The organism is Piscinibacter gummiphilus (assembly GCF_032681285.1).
In the GTDB taxonomy this organism is placed as follows: domain Bacteria; phylum Pseudomonadota; class Gammaproteobacteria; order Burkholderiales; family Burkholderiaceae_C; genus Rhizobacter; species Rhizobacter gummiphilus_A.
In genome coordinates this window covers 2,588,600-2,604,618 of record NZ_CP136336.1, presented here as the reverse complement: position 1 = coordinate 2,604,618, position 16,019 = coordinate 2,588,600, and the positions used below count along the sequence as shown (strand labels likewise).

At 66.2% G+C, this 16,019-nt stretch carries 18 protein-coding genes; 7 read left to right on the top strand and 11 right to left on the bottom strand.

Annotated features, from left to right (window positions below):
- Positions 1 to 5: 5 nt before the first annotated feature.
- From RXV79_RS12250 to RXV79_RS12225, 6 genes are read left to right on the top strand one after another with little or no spacing between them, the layout of a single operon-like run.
- Positions 6 to 1,094: an ABC transporter ATP-binding protein gene (locus tag RXV79_RS12250; RefSeq protein ID WP_316703692.1), complete on the top strand. Its 1,089-nt coding sequence runs from the start codon at positions 6 to 8 to the stop codon at positions 1,092 to 1,094.
- Positions 1,091 to 2,032 (top strand): ABC transporter permease, encoded by a 942-nt coding sequence (locus tag RXV79_RS12245; protein WP_316703691.1) that lies wholly within the window; start codon positions 1,091 to 1,093, stop codon positions 2,030 to 2,032. The genes RXV79_RS12250 and RXV79_RS12245 overlap by 4 nt, the downstream gene beginning before the upstream one ends.
- Entirely contained in the window at positions 2,029 to 2,862 is an 834-nt protein-coding gene (locus tag RXV79_RS12240) for an ABC transporter permease (RefSeq protein WP_316703690.1), read from the top strand. The genes RXV79_RS12245 and RXV79_RS12240 overlap by 4 nt, the downstream gene beginning before the upstream one ends.
- Positions 2,863 to 2,898: 36 nt before the next feature.
- The gene (locus RXV79_RS12235) at positions 2,899 to 4,278 is read left to right on the top strand and encodes a DUF3138 family protein (RefSeq protein ID WP_316703689.1); all 1,380 of its coding nucleotides are present in this window, start codon (positions 2,899 to 2,901) and stop codon (positions 4,276 to 4,278) included.
- Positions 4,279 to 4,299: 21 nt separating this feature from the next.
- Positions 4,300 to 5,796, top strand: coding sequence for an aldehyde dehydrogenase (locus tag RXV79_RS12230; protein WP_316703688.1), 1,497 nt, complete (start codon positions 4,300 to 4,302; stop codon positions 5,794 to 5,796).
- 20 nt (positions 5,797 to 5,816) lie between these two features.
- The gene (locus RXV79_RS12225) at positions 5,817 to 6,740 is read left to right on the top strand and encodes a DMT family transporter (protein WP_316703687.1); all 924 of its coding nucleotides are present in this window, start codon (positions 5,817 to 5,819) and stop codon (positions 6,738 to 6,740) included.
- Here the strand turns inward: RXV79_RS12225 and dusA are convergent.
- From dusA to RXV79_RS12185, 8 genes are all read right to left on the bottom strand, one after another.
- Positions 6,693 to 7,688 carry a tRNA dihydrouridine(20/20a) synthase DusA gene (dusA, locus tag RXV79_RS12220; protein WP_316703686.1) on the bottom strand — a complete coding sequence of 332 codons (996 nt, stop codon included), beginning with the start codon at positions 7,686 to 7,688 and terminating at the stop codon, positions 6,693 to 6,695. The genes RXV79_RS12225 and dusA overlap by 48 nt on opposite strands.
- 49 nt (positions 7,689 to 7,737) lie before the next feature.
- The gene (locus RXV79_RS12215; RefSeq protein ID WP_316703685.1) at positions 7,738 to 7,968 is read right to left on the bottom strand and encodes a DUF3606 domain-containing protein; all 231 of its coding nucleotides are present in this window, start codon (positions 7,966 to 7,968) and stop codon (positions 7,738 to 7,740) included.
- A gap of 55 nt (positions 7,969 to 8,023) precedes the next feature.
- Positions 8,024 to 9,376: a class II fumarate hydratase gene (locus tag RXV79_RS12210; protein WP_316704096.1), complete on the bottom strand. Its 1,353-nt coding sequence runs from the start codon at positions 9,374 to 9,376 to the stop codon at positions 8,024 to 8,026.
- A gap of 147 nt (positions 9,377 to 9,523) precedes the next feature.
- Complete coding sequence (locus RXV79_RS12205; protein WP_316703684.1) at positions 9,524 to 9,916, bottom strand: hypothetical protein; 393 nt, start codon at positions 9,914 to 9,916, stop codon at positions 9,524 to 9,526.
- Positions 9,917 to 9,985: 69 nt separating this feature from the next.
- Positions 9,986 to 10,990 carry a TerC family protein gene (locus RXV79_RS12200; RefSeq protein WP_316703683.1) on the bottom strand — a complete coding sequence of 335 codons (1,005 nt, stop codon included), beginning with the start codon at positions 10,988 to 10,990 and terminating at the stop codon, positions 9,986 to 9,988.
- 28 nt (positions 10,991 to 11,018) lie between these two features.
- Entirely contained in the window at positions 11,019 to 11,396 is a 378-nt protein-coding gene (locus tag RXV79_RS12195; RefSeq protein ID WP_316703681.1) for a hypothetical protein, read from the bottom strand.
- Positions 11,393 to 11,815, bottom strand: coding sequence for a tellurite resistance TerB family protein (locus tag RXV79_RS12190; protein WP_316703679.1), 423 nt, complete (start codon positions 11,813 to 11,815; stop codon positions 11,393 to 11,395). The genes RXV79_RS12195 and RXV79_RS12190 overlap by 4 nt, the downstream gene beginning before the upstream one ends.
- Positions 11,816 to 11,826: 11 nt before the next feature.
- The gene (locus RXV79_RS12185; RefSeq protein ID WP_316703677.1) at positions 11,827 to 12,075 is read right to left on the bottom strand and encodes a TFIIB-type zinc ribbon-containing protein; all 249 of its coding nucleotides are present in this window, start codon (positions 12,073 to 12,075) and stop codon (positions 11,827 to 11,829) included.
- Positions 12,076 to 12,171: 96 nt separating this feature from the next.
- Here RXV79_RS12185 and nhaR point away from each other — a divergent pair, with 96 nt between their 5' ends.
- Positions 12,172 to 13,092, top strand: a complete 921-nt coding sequence (gene nhaR, locus RXV79_RS12180; RefSeq protein ID WP_316703675.1) for a transcriptional activator NhaR — start codon at positions 12,172 to 12,174, stop codon at positions 13,090 to 13,092.
- A gap of 65 nt (positions 13,093 to 13,157) precedes the next feature.
- On the opposite strand, the gene RXV79_RS12175 is transcribed toward nhaR, so the two are convergent.
- The 3 genes from RXV79_RS12175 to RXV79_RS12165 form a co-directional block, all read right to left on the bottom strand.
- On the bottom strand, positions 13,158 to 13,925 hold the full coding sequence (locus tag RXV79_RS12175; RefSeq protein WP_316703674.1) for an esterase/lipase family protein: 768 nt from the start codon (positions 13,923 to 13,925) through the stop codon (positions 13,158 to 13,160).
- Positions 13,926 to 14,020: 95 nt separating this feature from the next.
- A complete protein-coding gene (locus RXV79_RS12170; protein WP_316703673.1) occupies positions 14,021 to 15,112 on the bottom strand; it encodes an enoyl-CoA hydratase/isomerase family protein in 1,092 nt (363 codons plus the stop codon).
- Positions 15,109 to 16,014 carry a DMT family transporter gene (locus RXV79_RS12165; protein ID WP_316703672.1) on the bottom strand — a complete coding sequence of 302 codons (906 nt, stop codon included), beginning with the start codon at positions 16,012 to 16,014 and terminating at the stop codon, positions 15,109 to 15,111. The genes RXV79_RS12170 and RXV79_RS12165 overlap by 4 nt, the downstream gene beginning before the upstream one ends.
- Positions 16,015 to 16,019 lie beyond the last annotated feature (5 nt).

The following is a 16,019-nucleotide window of genomic DNA, read 5'->3' as shown; positions in this document are numbered from 1 at the left end:
CCCGCATGGCTTTCCTGCAGATCGAGCAGGTGGTGAAGGACTTTGACGGCGTCAAGGCCGTCAACGACGTCAGCCTCGACATCGAAAAAGGCGAGATCTTCGCGCTGCTTGGCTCCTCGGGCTGTGGCAAGACCACGCTCTTGCGCATGCTCGCGGGCTTCGAGACGCCGACCACCGGCAGGATCGTGCTCAACGGCCAAGACCTCGCCGGCCTCGCGCCCTACGAGCGGCCCTTGAACATGATGTTCCAGAGCTATGCGCTCTTCCCGCACCTCACCGTGTGGGACAACATCGCCTTCGGCCTGAAGCGCGACGGTTTGCCGAAAGACCAGATCGCCGCGCAGGTCGAAGACATGCTCAAGCTCGTACAGCTCGGCAAGTACGCGAAGCGCAAGCCGCACCAGCTCTCGGGCGGCCAGCAGCAGCGGGTGGCGCTCGCCCGCAGCCTCGCCAAGAAGCCGCAGTTGCTGCTGCTCGACGAGCCCCTCGGCGCGCTCGACAAGAAGCTGCGCGAAGAAACCCAGATCGAGCTCGTCAACATCATCCACAACGTGGGCGCGACCTGCGTGATGGTCACGCACGACCAGGAAGAGGCCATGACCATGGCCACCCGCATCGGCGTGATGAGCGAAGGCCGCCTGCTGCAGGTCGGTGCGCCGGAAGAGGTGTACGAAACACCGGCCACCCGTTTCGTGGCCGACTTCATCGGCAACGTGAACCTGATGGACGGCACGCTCACCGTCGACGAGCCCGACCACGTGGTCATCACCTGCGAGGGCTGCACCCACTACGTCGGCCACGGCATCACGGGCACGGTGGGCATGCCCGTCACGGTGGCGCTGCGGCCCGAGAAGATCCGGCTCGACGCCACGCCGCCCGCCGGCCCCCACGGCCCGCACAACCAGCTGCAGGGCACGGTGAAAGACATGTCGTACTTCGGCAGCTTCACCGTCTACCACCTGCTCCTCGCGAACGGGAAGCAGCTCAAGGTCAGCGAGAGCAACACCGAGCGCCACTGCGACCTGCCCATCGCGCGGGGTGACAGCGTGTGGGCGCACTGGTCGCCCACCGCCCAAGTGGTGCTCACCGCATGAAGCTCGCCACGCGCCTGCAGGCACTGGCCCATGCGGCCACACGGGGCCGCAGCGCGGTGATCGGCGCGCCCTATCTGTGGCTGCTGACCTTCTTCCTGCTGCCCTTCCTGGTGGTCATGAAGATCAGCGTCTCGGAGATGGAGGCCGTCCACTTCAAGGACCTCATCACCTTCAAGGACGGCAGCTTGCAGTTCGCCATCCAGCTGCGCAACTACCTCTTCATTGCCGAAGACGATCTCTACTTCAAGACCTACCTCGCGAGCCTCAAATACGCCGGCGTGGCCACGCTGCTGTGCCTCGTCATCGGCTATCCCTTCGCGTACTTCATGGCCCGGGCCAGGGCCACCTTGCAGCCCGCCTTGCTGATGCTCGTGATGCTGCCCTTCTGGACCTCGCTGCTGCTGCGCGTCTACGCCTGGAAGGGGCTGCTGAGCGAACACGGCTGGGCGCACCAGCTCATCACCGGCCTCGGGCTCGACCACCTGCTGGCCGCGCTCGGCATCATCCAGACACCCGGGCTCCTGCTGCATACACCGTTCTCGCTCGTGCTGGGCATGGTCTACACCTACCTGCCCTTCATGGTGCTGCCGCTCTACGCCAATCTCGCCAAGATGGACCTGCGCCTGCTTGAGGCCGCAGCCGACCTCGGGGCCACCGCATGGGTCGCGTTCTGGAAGGTGACGGTGCCGCTCTCGAAGGCCGGGATCATCGCCGGCAGCATGCTCGTATTCATCCCCTGCGTGGGCGAACTCGTGGTGCCCGAGCTGCTCGGCGGCCCGCAGACGCTCATGATCGGCCGCGTGATGTGGGACGAGATGTTCAGCAACAACGACTGGCCGATGGCCTCAGCCGTGGCCGTGGTGATGGTGCTGCTCATCATCGTGCCGCTGGCGCTCTTCAGCAAATACCAGGCTGAGGCGCAGGAGGCGCGGCGATGAACGGGATGCAGAAATGGTTCGGGCGCGGGTGGCTTTCTGCCGGCTACCTCTTCCTCTACCTGCCGATCGCGGCACTCGTCATCTATTCGTTCAACGACTCGCCCGTCCCCAACATCTGGCGCGGCTTCACGCTGCACTGGTACGCCCAGTTGGCCGACGACCACGAGCTGCTCGCCGGCTTCTGGCTCTCGCTCAAGATCGCCTTCTTCACCGCCTGCGGCTCGGTGGTGCTGGGCACGCTCGCGGCCTTTGCGCTCGTCAAGTACAAGCGCTTCTTCGGCCGCACGCTCTTCACCGGCATGGTGAGCGCGCCGCTGGTGATGCCCGAGGTCATCATCGGCTTGTCGCTGCTGCTCACGCTGGTCTCGGTGCAGCGCCTGATCGGCGTGCCCGAGCGCGGCATGCTCACCATCTGGCTTGGCCACATGCTGCTCGGCATGGCCTACGCCACGGTCGTGATCCAGGCCCGTCTGCAAGACCTCAACCCGCAGCTCGAAGAAGCAGCCATGGACCTCGGCGCTCGCCCCGCGCAGGTCTTCATGCTGGTGACGCTGCCGATGATCGCGCAGTCGCTGCTGTCGGCCTGGCTGCTCACCTTCACGCTCTCGCTCGACGACGTGGTGGTCTCCGCCTTCCTCTCGGGGCCGGGTGCCACCACCATGCCGCAGGTCATCTTCTCGCGCGCCCGCCTGGGCCTGAGCCCGAGCATCAACGCCGTGGCCACGCTGATCGTGCTCTTCGTGGCCGTCGGCGTGGCATTCGCCAGCCTCTTGATCGCGCGCCGCGAACGCCAGCGGCAGCGCGAGATGGCCGAAGCTTACCGATCCTGACGACGACAACTCACTGCAGCCACTAGGAGAGAACCAATGAAGAAGATCCTGCCCCTGGCTTTGCTTGCCGCCTTCCCGCTTGCGGTGCAGGCGCAGTCCATCGACGAGTTGCGGCGAGAGCAGCGTGCGCTCAAGGAGAAGGTCGACGCGCTGGAAAAGAAGCTGAAAGACGCGGAGGCCAAACCCGCCTCCGGTGGCATGACCGAGGAGCAGCAGCGCGACTTCAACCGCATCGCCATCAAGACCGAGGCGCTGGAGGATTCGCAAGAAGCGATGGGCTTCAGACTGCTCAAGATCAGCGGGCAGATGGACCCGAGCTTCATCTACAACAAGCTGCAGCGGCGTTCGGGCTTCCAGTTCCTGAACAAGGTGGAAGACGGCGGCTACAACTACGACAACTCCTACTTCGGCATGGCCATCCTCGACTTCCAGAAGGAACTGGAAGGCGGCACCAAGTGGCGCTTCACGCTCGCGCCCAACCGCGGCGTGGGCTCGGTGTTTGACGGCAACTCGCCGGTGCACGAGGCCACGGTCTCGATCCCGCTGAGTGACCTGCAGACGCGTTTCATCGCTGGGCAGATCCCCGACTGGTCGGGCTACGAGTACCTGCAGCCCACGCTCAACAAGCTGATCACCCACAACCTGCTCTTCGACTTCACGCTGCCCACCGCGTACACCGGCGCCGGGTTCGACATCACTCGCGGCAAGTGGATCTACAAGGCGGTGATCGCCAACATGAACAAGAGCACGCGCGACCAGCGCGAGCGCTCGCCGGTGTTTGCCTACCGCGTGGACTACTCGCGCGGCGAGTTCCAGGGCTTCGGTTTTGCGGGCGTGCATGGCAAGGCGGCCAACCTCACCGAGAACGTCGTCGATATCCTCGGTGAACCAGTTCCGCAACGAGACTCAACAGTGAATCTATTTGAGTTCGACGCCTACTTCATCCGCGGTGACTGGACGGCGCAGGCCCAGGTTACCTACGGTATGCAGCGCAATGCCGCCGTCACAGTCGATCCGGTGACCAATGACCTACGCGATGCCCAATGGTGGGGACTCTCAACCCTCGTGGCGCACAAGTTCACACCTCGCTTCGAGGGCATCATGCGCATGGACTATCTCAACAATCGAAAGAACGGCGGCGGCTTGCTCGGCTACACCACCTCAGACGACCGTAACGGCATTGGTCCGGATGGCACACTTGACTGCTTGGTTTTCCCCGCCACCGAAGGTTGCAGCAACGGAGCGAACCGATTTGCCCTCTCGCTCGGCGTGGGCTACCTCTTCAACCTCAACACCACGCTGAAGGCGGAGTACCGTCTCGACCGCGCCACCGAAGCCGTGTTCCTCGATGCGAAGAACGGCGGCTACAAGAAGACCAACCACCTGATCGGCCTCGGTGTCGTTGTGAGCTTCTGAAGTGAAAGGCGAGGTCGACCGATGAACACCCCCCTGCCCGACTGGCATGCCCGTGCCGCCCAGGTGCGGCTCGATGGCCGGGCGTTCATCGATGGCCAGCGCATCGCCGCCGCCGACGGCGAAACCTTCGCCTGCATCTCACCCATCGACGGCCGCACGCTGACGCAGGTCGCCCGCAGCCGCGAGGCCGACGTCGACCACGCCGTCGCCAGCGCGCGCAAGGCCTTCGCCGATGGCCGCTGGGCCCGCCAGGCGCCGGCCGCGCGCAAGCAGGTGTTGATGCGTTTCGCCGAGAAGATCCACGCGGCCCGCGAAGAACTCGCGCTGCTGGAGACGCTCGACATGGGCAAGCCCATCCAGTACAGCCTGTCGGTCGACGTGACGCTCGCCGTGCGCTGCATCGGCTGGTACGGCGAGGCCATCGACAAGGTCTACGACGAGATCGCGCCCACGCCGCACAACTCGCTCGCCCTCATCACGCGCGAGCCGATGGGCGTGATCGGCACCATCGTGCCCTGGAACTACCCCATGATCATGGCCGCCTGGAAGCTCGGGCCGGCGCTCGCGGCGGGCAATTCGGTGGTGCTCAAGCCGAGCGAGAAATCGCCGCTCACCGCACTGCGGCTGGCCGAGCTGGCCATCGAAGCGGGCTTGCCGGAGGGGGTGTTCAACGTCGTGCCCGGCTACGGCCACGAGGCGGGCGAAGCCCTCGCGCTGCACATGGAGGTCGATGCCATCGGCTTCACCGGCTCCACGCGCGTGGGCCGAAAGATGCTCGAGTACGCGGGCCGCAGCAACCTCAAGCGCGTCTACAACGAGCTCGGCGGCAAGTCGGCCTTCGTCGTCTTTCCCGACTTCGACGACCTCGCGCGCGCCGCCAAGACGGTCGCCGGCAGCATGTTCTTCAACCAGGGCGAGTCGTGCAACGCGCCCTCGCGCGTGTTCGTGCACGAGAGCATTGCCGACGACTTCGTGAAGGTCGTCGCCGCCACCGCGCCCGCCCACCAACCGGCCGACCCGCTTGATGCGAAGACCGAAATGGGCGCGCTCGTCGACGACACGCAGCTCAAGACCGTGCTCGGCTACATAGAGGCCGGCCGCCAGGAAGGCGCGAAGCTCGTCGCGGGCGGCGAGCGGGCCCGTGCCGAGACGGGCGGCTTCTACGTGCAGCCCACGGTCTTCGACGGCGTCGCCAACGGCATGAGGATCGCCCGCGACGAGATCTTCGGCCCGGTGCTCTCGGTCATCCGCTTCAAGACCGAGGAAGAAGCCATCGCGATGGCCAACGACTCCACCTACGGCCTGCAAGCGAGCGTCTGGAGCAGCAACCTCAACCGCGCGCACCGCGTGGCCCGGGCGCTGCGTGCCGGCACCGTGCACGTGAACCAGTACGACGAAGACGACATCACCGTGCCCTTTGGCGGCTACAAGCAGAGCGGCAACGGGCGCGACAAGTCGCTGCATGCGTTCGACAAGTACACCGAACTCAAGACCACCTGGCTGCGCATCGACGGTTGATGCCGCATCATCGCGGCCTCATGACGCACCGCCCTCCCGTTCTCGCCTACCTTTTCCTCGCCAGCTCGATGGCGCTCGTGGGCAGCTATGTCGCGCTGTCGAAGACGCTGGTGATCGTGTTCCCGGTCTTCCTGCTCGCCTGGTTGCGCTTCGGCATCGCGGCCGTCGCGATGGCCTCCTGGGTCAGGCGCGCGCCCGACGAGGCGCCGCTGAGCCGGCATGACCGCACCCTGCTCTTCTTCGAGTCCTTCTTCGGCAACTTCCTATTCTCGGTGTGCATGCTTTTCGGTGTGTCGATGACGTCGGCGCTGGCGGCGGGCGTGATCATGGCGGCCATTCCGGCGATGGTGGCGCTGATGTCGTGGGTGGCCCTGCGCGAGCGCATCACCGCGCAGGTGGCAGGTGGCATTGCCTGCGCTGTGGGTGGCATCGCGCTCGTGTCGCTGGTCAAGCATGAAGGCGGCGGCAGCACCTCGCTGCTCGGCAACGCGTTGCTCTTCTGCGCCGTGGCTTGCGAGGCCAGCTACGTGGTGATCGGCAAGAAGCTCACCGGCAAGGTCTCGGCCAAGCGCATCAGCGCCCTCGTGAACCTGTGGGGCCTCGCGCTCGTGACGCCCTTCGGCGTCTGGCAGGCCTGGCGCTTCGACTTCAGCGCGGTCGCCATGCCGTCATGGACGCTGCTCGTCTTCTATTCGCTCGCGGCCAGCATGGTCACGGTGTGGCTGTGGATGACGGGGCTCAAGCATGTGCAGGCCTCGTCGGCCGGCGTGTTCACCGTGTTCCTGCCGGTGAGCACGGCGCTCGTGGGCGTGCTCTTCCTCGGCGAGCGTTTCGACGGGCTGCAGGTCGGCGCGTTTGCGCTGGCCCTCGTGGGCGTGGTGCTCGCGACCTGGCCTTCAGGCCGCGACCGAGACGGCCGCGCTGCGCCGGTGCGCGAGGTCTGACACACGCTCTGGCGCTTCGCCCTTGAGCTTGTGATCCGACCACACCTGGCGCCACTTGCGCGCGCCGGGCGTGCCGTTCCACAAACCGAGCATGTGGCGTGACGCATGTGACCACGGCACCCCGGCCGCCTGCAGGCGGCTCATGTAGGCCACCATGCGCCCCTCCGCTTCGCTGCGGGTGAGCGTCTGCGCCGCCGCGCCGAAGTAGCGCTCGTCCCAATCAGCCATGAGCCAGGGGTTGTGATAGGCCTCGCGCCCGAGCATCACGCCGTCGAGATGCGCGAGTTGCTCGTCGATCTGCTCGTGGGTCTCGAGACCGCCGTTGAGCACGATGGTGAGCGACGGGAAGTCGCGCTTGAGCCGGTGCACGACCTCGTAGCGCAGCGGCGGAATCTCACGGTTCTCCTTCGGCGAGAGGCCCTTGAGCCAGGCGTTGCGCGCATGCACGACGAACACCTCGCACCCGGCCGCGGCCACCGTGCCGATGAAGTCGCTCACGAAGCCGTAGCTCTCGCTCTGGTCGATGCCGATGCGGTGCTTCACCGTCACCGGGATCGTGACCGCATCGCGCATTGCCTTCACGCAGTCGGCCACCAGCTGGGGCTCGTTCATCAGGCAGGCGCCGAAGGCGCCACGCTGCACACGCTCGCTCGGGCAGCCGCAGTTGAGGTTGACCTCCTCGTAGCCCCAGGTCTGCGCGAGCTTCGCGCACTTGGCGAGGTCATCGGGCTCGCTGCCCCCCAGCTGCAGCGCGACGGGGTGCTCCTCGGGGTTGAAATCGAGGTGGCGGGGTACGTCGCCATGCAGCAGTGCGCCGGTGGTCACCATCTCGGTGTACAGGCGGGTGTGGCGGGTGATGAGGCGGTGGAAGTAGCGGCAATGCCGATCCGTCCAGTCCATCATCGGGGCGACGGACAAGCGCCAGGGAGAAGTTTCGTGTGCAGCCATGCGGGAGGCTGCGCCGTCGGTGGCGCAGGGCCCGCATTTTCGCAAAGGATCAGCGGGGCCGCTCGGAGCCGGGCTTCAGCGCCTGCTTCGTGCGTTCGGCATTGGTGGTGCTGCGGCTGCCCTTGAGGTGTTCCTCCACGTCCGAGGCGCGGCTTCCGACGGCCTGCACGGCCTCCTTGATCTGCGCTTCAGAGGCGTCGAGCTTTTGCGCCCATTGCGCCAGGTCGTCGCTGCGCTGCACGTCGATGCGCTGTTCGGCTGATTCGGTGTTGCGGTTCATGCGGTGCTCCATGCGTGAAAAGCTGGATGCGGCAATCGCCGTTCCGCCTGCTCCGTCAGTCTGACCCGGTGAGCTTCTCCGGGTTGAGCAACTGAGTGAGGCGCTCGCGCCCCAGGTCGGTCTTCTCGTCGGCCACGTCGAGGACCGGCCGCCCCTCGCGGTAAGCCTGCTTGGCGATCTCGGCCGCACGCTCGTAGCCGATCAGCGGGTTGAGTGCGGTCACGAGGATGGGGTTGCGCGCCAAGGCCTGCTGCAGCTGGCGCTCGTTGACGGTGAAAGTCGCGATCGCCTTGTCGGCCAACAGCCGGCTCACGTTGGCCAGCAGGTTGCAGCTCTCCAGCAGGTTGTGGGCGATGAGCGGCAGCATCACGTTGAGCTCGAAGTTGCCGGACTGCCCGGCCACGGTGATGGCGGCATCGAAGCCGATCACTTGCGCCGCCACCATCGTCGTCGCCTCGGGGATCACCGGGTTCACCTTGCCCGGCATGATCGACGAGCCCGGCTGCAGCGCCTGCAACTCGATCTCGGCCAGGCCGGCGAGCGGGCCGGAGTTCATCCACCGCAGGTCGTTGGCGATCTTCATCAGCGACACGGCCACACGCTTCAGGCCGCCCGACACCGCGACCGCCGTGTCCTGCGAGCCCATCGCGGCGAAGAAGCTGTCGGCCGGGCGAAACGGAAGGCCGGTGAGCTCGCCCAGCTCGGCTGCGAAGGCCTGCGCGAACTGCGGATGCGCGTTGACGCCAGTGCCGACCGCCGTGCCGCCTTGGGCAAGCTGCAGCAGCGCCGGCTGCAAACCCCGCAGCTGCTCGACACCGGCCTCCACCTGATGCGCCCAGCCTTGCAGCACCTGGCTCATGCGCACCGGCATCGCGTCCATCAGATGCGTGCGGCCGGTCTTCACATGCCGGTGCACGCTGGCCGACTTGTGTCGCGTCACCTGCGCGAGGTGGTCGAGCGCGGGCAGCAGATGGCGATGCAACTCAAGCGCGGCACTCAGGTGCAGTGCCGTCGGGATCGCATCGTTGCTGCTCTGCCCTGCATTCACATGGTCGTTGGGGTGGGTGGGCGACCCGTGCGTGCGGGTGGCGAGCGTGGCGATCACCTCGTTCGCGTTCATGTTGCTGCTGGTGCCCGAGCCGGTCTGGAAGACGTCGACCGGGAAATGCGTGCGCAGTTCGTCGTCGGGCATGGCGAGCAGTTGCTGGCACGCTGCGTCGATCGCCGCAGCGATGGGGTCCGGAAGCTGCCCCAGCTTGCGATTGGCCAGCGCCGCCGACTGCTTGACGAGCACCAGCGCACGGACGAACGCCGCCGGCATGCCGCGCCCGCTCACCGGGAAGTTGTCGACCGCGCGCTGGGTCTGCGCGCCGTAGAGCGCCTCGGCCGGCACGGCCAGGGCACCCATGCTGTCGTGCTCGGTGCGGGTGGGGGTGTCGTGGGGATTCACAGGCGGCTCTCCTTGGAAGCGACGACTGTGAACCGTATCAGGCGATGGACGGCAGGCGCGGGGCGGATACCGCTGCGCCCGGCGTGGTCTTCATGGGTTGCTGCGTCACGCACTGCTTGGCTGGATGTGCGCTCTCGAACGCCGAACGATCACGTGCAGCAGGAAGGCAGCAACCGTCATCACGAGAACGACCACGAACCAGCCCACCCAGACCATCGGTGTCAACCAGCCAACCGCCGCACCGGCCCAAGGCAACGATGCTTCGATCCACTGTGCCACCTGCTGAACGTGTGCCACGATGAGTGGCAGCTCATCAGGGGGAATCCAGGCGGTCAGCCAGGCTGGCGCCCGATCGATCCACGCGGGCAAGTCGACCGCGCCCACGCTGGCGCTCTCAAGCGCCTGAGATGACCACCGCATCAGTGCGGTCGCAAACCACACGATGCCGGTCCACAGAGACAGCAAGACGGCAAACACGGTCCAGATTGCTGCAGTCATTCACCACTCCTTTGAATTGAAGCGACGAGCCGACCATCCGTCGGCCCGTCATTGGACACACACCGTCGATCAGGACTGGCCACGCGGAAGGCTGCGAAGCGGCTTCGCACCTGGCTGCCCTCGCGTCTTGTACAGCGACACCAGGACGCCACCGGCGATCAGCGTGGCCGTCACGCTGAGGCTGATGACGGCGGGGATCTTGCCCACGATGTTGACGAGGAAGATCTTGCTGCCGATGAACATCAGCACCAGGGCCAGGGCGTACTTGAGATACGCGAACCGGTGAATCATGGCCGCCAGCGCGAAGTACAGCGCACGCAAGCCCAGGATGGCGAAGATGTTGCTCGTGTAGACGATGAACGTGTCGTCGGTGATCGCCAGGATCGCCGGCACGGAGTCCACTGCGAAGACGAGGTCGACGAACTCCACCATGCACAACGCGAGAAACAGCGGCGTTGCCCACATGACTGGCTTGCCAGTCGCCGGATCGGGCTCGCGCACGAAGAACGCATTGCCTCTCGCCTGCGGCGTCACGCGCATCACCTTGCGCAGCCACGTGAGCACGACGTTCTTCTCCAGGTTCGGCTCGTGGTCCGCCATCCACAGCATCTTGATGCCCGTGAGCACCAGGAACGCGCCGAAGATGTACAGGACCCAGGCGAATTGGCTGATGAGCGCCACGCCCAGGCCGATCATGACCGCGCGCAAGACGACGACGCCCAGGATGCCCCAGAACAGCACACGGTGCTGGTAATGCCTCGGGATCGAGAAGAAGGTGAAGATCATCGCGATGACGAACACGTTGTCCATCGACAGCGACTTCTCGATCAGGTAGCCGGTGAAGTACTCGATGCCCCGCTGCGGCCCGAGATGCCACCACAGCCAGGCGCCGAAGATCGCCGCCACGGCGATGTAGCCACAGGAGAGCCACAGGCTCTCCTTGACGCCGATCTCCCGGTCGTCCTTGTGCAGGACGCCGAGGTCGAACGCGAGCAAGGCCGCGACGATCGAGATGAAGGCCAGCCACAGCCACACGGCTTGGCCGAGAAGGTCCGCTTGGAGGAAATCGGTCACGTCAGATCCTGGTTCGTCTCATTCAGGCTCATCGATCGCCCGGACGCGCCGCACGGGATGACAGCACGGGAACGGGGGCCATCGCCAGAGGGGGCGTTGCAGCCGGGCGTACCGGCAGCTGCTGCTTGAGCCATGTGCAAGCCGCCCTCCACGCGCGCTGGACGGCGCGCCGCAATGCAGAGCCCAGGCGCCGCTGGCGCTCTTGGACGTACTCGACATGACCATCGGCCATGTACACCTCGATCACGCAGTTGCGAGCCGCATGGCGCTTCTCCGCCTGAGTCGACACCACCACCAGGACGGAGGCGATGCGCTGAGCGAACTCGCGAAAGGTCGTGCGCACGGTGGATGCAACCGCGTGGGTCTGATCGGGCGTCAGGCCCTCGCCTCGAACATCGACTTTCATGATGTTCCTTTCTGGACAGGTTGATGAGGATGGTCGGCCAGGCGCCACTGCGAGCTCGCGAGATGCAGCAACGCCTGTTCACCGTCGGACAAGTGGGTGTCGGCCCCGGCGACACTGAGACAGACCTGGAAGATCTCCTCGCGCACTTGCGGGTCGGTCACATCGTCGAGCACGCTCCGGATCACGATCGGATGGAGCCCACCGGTGTGGTCCCAGGCCGGCACGCCGAACTCATAGAGGTCGCGTGCGAGGTCGACGAGCACCGTCTGCATGACATCGGGGTCCACGCCCAGGCGCTCGTACATCCCCGAGCTCGTGAGCGAGCCGAGTTCACCCCTGGAGACGGTGCCATCGGCCAGCAGGGTCATCGCGATCACCCGCGCAGCCGCTTCAGGCGAATTGATGGGATATCGACGCATGTCCGCCCCTTTCAGTCGAGGATTTCGGAAAGCCAGCTTTTGCGGCGCTGGCGCCGGCCAAGATGTCGGTCGAACCCGCCGCCCTTGCCGTCGGCAGGTGGCTCGAACACGGCGTGCTGCGCACCGGAGGCCTTGTCGAGCAGCTTCTCGAGTTCGCCGCGGTCGAGCCAGATTCCGCGGCAGTGCGGGCAGTAGTCGACCTCCACCTTCTGGCGTTGGGTCTGCACGAGACGTGTGGTCGAGCATGTGGGGCAGTACATGAGTCGCTCCTTGTTGCTGAACGCAACTCTATGGAACGAAGACAGTCCTGAATAATCGAAATTTCCAGCGAACCATTCGAGAAAAGAGGATCGTCCATGAACTACAAGCACCTGCACTACTTCTGGACCGTCGTCCGCTCTGGTGGTGTGCTCAGAGCGAGCGAGGAGCTTCACCTCTCGCCACAGACGCTCAGCGGCCAGATCAACCTGCTGGAAGAACGCCTGGGCCGGCCATTGCTGAAGAAGGTCGGGCGCAACGTGGAGCCCACCGAGGCGGGCCGCATGGTCATGCAATACGCCGACGAGATCTTCACCCTCGGGCAGGAGATGGAAGATGCACTGCGCGGCGGCAAGGAGGCGCCGCGTGCGCCGATGCTGAAGGTCGGGTTCGTCGATTCAGTCCCCAAGCTGATCGCGTACCACGTGCTCGAGCCAGCGCTGCGTCTGGTGCCGACTCCTCGACTGCAATGCCCGGAAGGAAAGTTGCCGGCATTGATGGCCGAGCTGGCCATGCGACGGGTCGACCTGGTGATCTCCGATGTGCCCCTGCCCGGAAACCTGGGCATCAAGGCGTTCACACATCTGCTGGGCGGCAGTGGCATCGCCTTCTTCGCGTCCGAGAAGATGCTTCAGAAGCACGGCACCAACGTGCGGCAGGTCCGGGCGAAGTTCCCTCAGTCGCTCCAGCAGCTTCCAATGCTTCTTCCAGCCGCGGACTCCGCACTCCGCCCGCGACTGGATGCTTGGTTGCGCCAGCACGCCATTGCCCCCACCATCGCAGCCGAGTTCCAGGACACGGCCTTGATGAAGGCGTTCGCCCGCGAAGGCCTGGGCGTGTTCGCGGCGCCCGCCGTGCTTGCCAAGGAAATCTCCCGCCAGTTCGAGGTCGAGAGGATCGGGGCACCCGACGATCTGGTGGAAGAGTTCTACGCGATCTCGATCGAGCGGCGCATTTCCCATCCCGGCGTTGCAGCCATCAAAGAAGCGGCTCGCAGCGAGTTCTTCGCTGCGGCCTGAGGCTTATTCAGGGGAGCGACCTTGGCGCTGCCGGCAAACGCCGTTGCTGCTGATCCGCGAAACGGTCAGCTCTTGAAGAGCCACTTGACAGCCCCTCGCGCCTGGAACGGATGCCACGCGCCCGGCTTCTGGGCGAGGCGATCGGCCACCACGTAGAGCGCGAGAGGGTTCATGCCGAGGCCGAAATGGCTGGCGTGGATGCCGATGTTCTCGGCCAGCGGCGACGCTTCGTTCAGGCTGCAACGCCACGACACAACCCCATCGGTGCGCGAATACACCGAGGTGGTGGGCACCGGCGGCGCCTGGCGCACCTGGTCGATCAGCGGGTCGGCCTCGCTCAGCTTGTGGCCGCTCAGGAACTCGTACAGACGCCAGGCGTTGTTGGCGCGCGGATGGCCGCTGAAGGGCGTGCCGAGCGTGATCACGCAGCGTGTTTGCTGGGGCAGCTCCTTGGCGATCTCGCGCGCGTAGATGCCCCCCAGGCTCCAGCCGATGAGGCTCAGCGATTCGCCGTGCTTCTGCACGATGCTCTCGGCGCGCTCGCGGCAACGCTCCAACACCCCTTCGCGCGGGCCGAGGTTGAAGCCCTGCTCCCATTCGTAGGGCGTGTACCCGCGCGAACGCAGGAAGGTGCGCAGCGGGAAGGTGGTGAGGTCGGGAGCGCTCAGGCCCGGGAAGACGAGCACCGGGTGCCCGTCGCCGGCCGGCAGCCGGTGGAAGAGCGGTGCGGCGACCACGCTTGCCGCCAGTTCCCACGGCGCACGCCCTTCCATCAGCAGCAGCAAGGCATTGGGCGCCTTGGGGTCGGCGGGATGAGGATCGGAGGGCAGCATCAGGAAAAGAAGACGTGGTCGCGTTGCGACCATCGTACCCAGCCCACATGTCGTTTGCGTGAGGCAGCGCCTCTAGTCGCGCTGGGGGTTTGGCCTTAACGCAGATCGCGCAGCGGATGGGCGTGTGCAGGCCACGGGCTCGCGAAGAACGCTTCCACCATCGCGGCGTCGACGGACTCGATGGCGCCAGGCTGCCAGCGCGGCTGGTGGTCCTTGTCGACGGCGAGCGCGCGGATGCCCTCCACCGTTTCACTCGCCGCCCCGGGGCGCAGGTGGAAACAGTGGCGCACGAGCCCGCGTTCCATGCGCAGCTCGTCGGCGAGCGACATCGTGCAGGCGCGGCGCACCTGCTCCAGCGTCACGGCCAGCATGAGGGGCGAGCGTTGGCGCAAGGCCTTCAGTGTGTCGACCGCCCAGGCGCTGCGGTCGGCCGCCAATGAGGTGGCGATGTCCACCGTGGAGGCCGCGGCGAAATGCCGGTCGATCGCATCGCGTTGGGCCGCGAGGCGCGCCGCCCCGACCGGCCGAGCCCGCGCGCGCACCGCGGCCAGCGCCTGGGCGCCGTTTTCCATCGGCTGATCGGTGAGCGACTCCACCAGCACCGGCAACTCGGCAGACGGCATGAACACGTCGGCGAGACCGGCACCGATGGCATCGGCCGCGCCGAGCGCATGGCCGGTGAGCGCAAGATATTCGCCGAGGTGGCCCGGGCAGCGCGCGAGAAACCAACCGCCACCCACATCGGGAAACAGGCCGATGTTGGTTTCGGGCATGGCGAGCTTGCTGTGCTCCGTCACCACCCGCAGGCTGCAACCCTGCGCGAGGCCCATGCCGCCGCCCATGGTGATGCCGTCCATCAACACCACCGTCGGCTTGCCGTAGGTGTGGATCAGGTGGTTGAGGCTGTATTCCTCGGTGAAGAAGTCTTCGAGCGTCGGGTCGCCCGCGAGGGCGGCCTGGTGGAAGAAGCGGATGTCGCCGCCCGCGCAGAAGGCCGGTGCCTTGCCGTCGCGGCCGGCGCCGCGCAGCAGCACGGCCGTCACGTCGTCGTCATCACGCCAGCGCAGCAACGCCGCGGTGATCTCACGGATCATCGAGAGCGACAGCGCGTTGAGTGCCGAGGGCCGGTTCAGCGTGATCACGCCGAGCTGGCCCCGCAGCTCGGCGAGGACGGCGTTGTCGCTCATGTCTGTTTCTCCGACGCTCGTTGCGGTGACCGCATCGCCACCAGTTCATTGGCCACCAGGGCACCGATCACGAGTGCGCCGCCGGTGAGAGCCGTCGTGCCCGGTGCTTCACCCGCGCCCCACCAGGCCCACAGCACGCCGAAGATCACTTCGAGCAGGCCCAGCAGCGAGAGCTCGGGCGCCGGCAACACGCGGCTCAGCCGCACGACCAGCAGGCAGGGAATGGCGAGTTGCACCACACCCAACATGCCCAGCAACGCCACGTCGTGCGGGGTGGCCTTGAACGGCAGAGCCAAGGGCAGCGTCACGAGCGACGAGATCACCGCGCCGATGAGCACCGCGGGCAGCATGTCGTGCGTCTCGTCGTTGCCATGGTTCACGTGCTGCAGCACGGTCCAGTTGATTGCCGCCGCCACCGGCACGGCAAACGCCACGGCGATGCCTGCCAACGCGCCGGCTTCATTGGCCGAGGCACCTTGGCTGAACATCCACCCGATGCCGGCGCCCGCCACCACGATGGCGGCCCAGGTGCGTGGCGCGAGCTTGTGGTGCAGGAACAGGCGCGCGAAGAGCGCGGTGATGAGGGGCCCGAGCGCCATCGTCACGAGCACGTTGGCCACGCGCGTGAGCGTCAGGGCCACCATGAACGCGGTGAACATCACCGACCAGCACAGCCCCGACACCCACACCGACCAAGGCGAATGCACCAGCCCGCGCCAGAGCGCCGGCCCGCGCATCCAATGCAAGGCGATGCCCAGCCCCAGCGCGTTGAAGGCGCTGCGCCAGAAGGTGACTTCGAAACTCGCGGCCGCATCCAGGTGGCGGGTGACGACGCCGGCGATGCTCCACAGGAGCGTCACCAGCACCATCAGCGCGGCCGCGCGGCCGTGGGTGAGCCGCATCGCGA

What these genes read in the sequence shown, in the direction of transcription:
- RXV79_RS12250 (WP_316703692.1), top strand. Translation starts at nt 6, where the DNA reads ATGGCTTTCCTGCAGATCGAGCAGGTGGTGAAGGACTTTGACGGCGTC.
- RXV79_RS12245 (WP_316703691.1), top strand. Translation starts at nt 1,091, where the DNA reads ATGAAGCTCGCCACGCGCCTGCAGGCACTGGCCCATGCGGCCACACGG.
- RXV79_RS12240 (WP_316703690.1), top strand. Translation starts at nt 2,029, where the DNA reads ATGAACGGGATGCAGAAATGGTTCGGGCGCGGGTGGCTTTCTGCCGGC.
- RXV79_RS12235 (WP_316703689.1), top strand. Translation starts at nt 2,899, where the DNA reads ATGAAGAAGATCCTGCCCCTGGCTTTGCTTGCCGCCTTCCCGCTTGCG.
- RXV79_RS12230 (WP_316703688.1), top strand. Translation starts at nt 4,300, where the DNA reads ATGAACACCCCCCTGCCCGACTGGCATGCCCGTGCCGCCCAGGTGCGG.
- RXV79_RS12225 (WP_316703687.1), top strand. Translation starts at nt 5,817, where the DNA reads ATGACGCACCGCCCTCCCGTTCTCGCCTACCTTTTCCTCGCCAGCTCG.
- dusA (WP_316703686.1), bottom strand. Translation starts at nt 7,688, where the DNA reads ATGGCTGCACACGAAACTTCTCCCTGGCGCTTGTCCGTCGCCCCGATG.
- RXV79_RS12215 (WP_316703685.1), bottom strand. Translation starts at nt 7,968, where the DNA reads ATGAACCGCAACACCGAATCAGCCGAACAGCGCATCGACGTGCAGCGC.
- RXV79_RS12210 (WP_316704096.1), bottom strand. Translation starts at nt 9,376, where the DNA reads ATGGGTGCCCTGGCCGTGCCGGCCGAGGCGCTCTACGGCGCGCAGACC.
- RXV79_RS12205 (WP_316703684.1), bottom strand. Translation starts at nt 9,916, where the DNA reads ATGACTGCAGCAATCTGGACCGTGTTTGCCGTCTTGCTGTCTCTGTGG.
- RXV79_RS12195 (WP_316703681.1), bottom strand. Translation starts at nt 11,396, where the DNA reads ATGAAAGTCGATGTTCGAGGCGAGGGCCTGACGCCCGATCAGACCCAC.
- RXV79_RS12190 (WP_316703679.1), bottom strand. Translation starts at nt 11,815, where the DNA reads ATGCGTCGATATCCCATCAATTCGCCTGAAGCGGCTGCGCGGGTGATC.
- RXV79_RS12185 (WP_316703677.1), bottom strand. Translation starts at nt 12,075, where the DNA reads ATGTACTGCCCCACATGCTCGACCACACGTCTCGTGCAGACCCAACGC.
- nhaR (WP_316703675.1), top strand. Translation starts at nt 12,172, where the DNA reads ATGAACTACAAGCACCTGCACTACTTCTGGACCGTCGTCCGCTCTGGT.
- RXV79_RS12175 (WP_316703674.1), bottom strand. Translation starts at nt 13,925, where the DNA reads ATGCTGCCCTCCGATCCTCATCCCGCCGACCCCAAGGCGCCCAATGCC.
- RXV79_RS12170 (WP_316703673.1), bottom strand. Translation starts at nt 15,112, where the DNA reads ATGAGCGACAACGCCGTCCTCGCCGAGCTGCGGGGCCAGCTCGGCGTG.
- RXV79_RS12165 (WP_316703672.1), bottom strand. Translation starts at nt 16,014, where the DNA reads ATGCGGCTCACCCACGGCCGCGCGGCCGCGCTGATGGTGCTGGTGACG.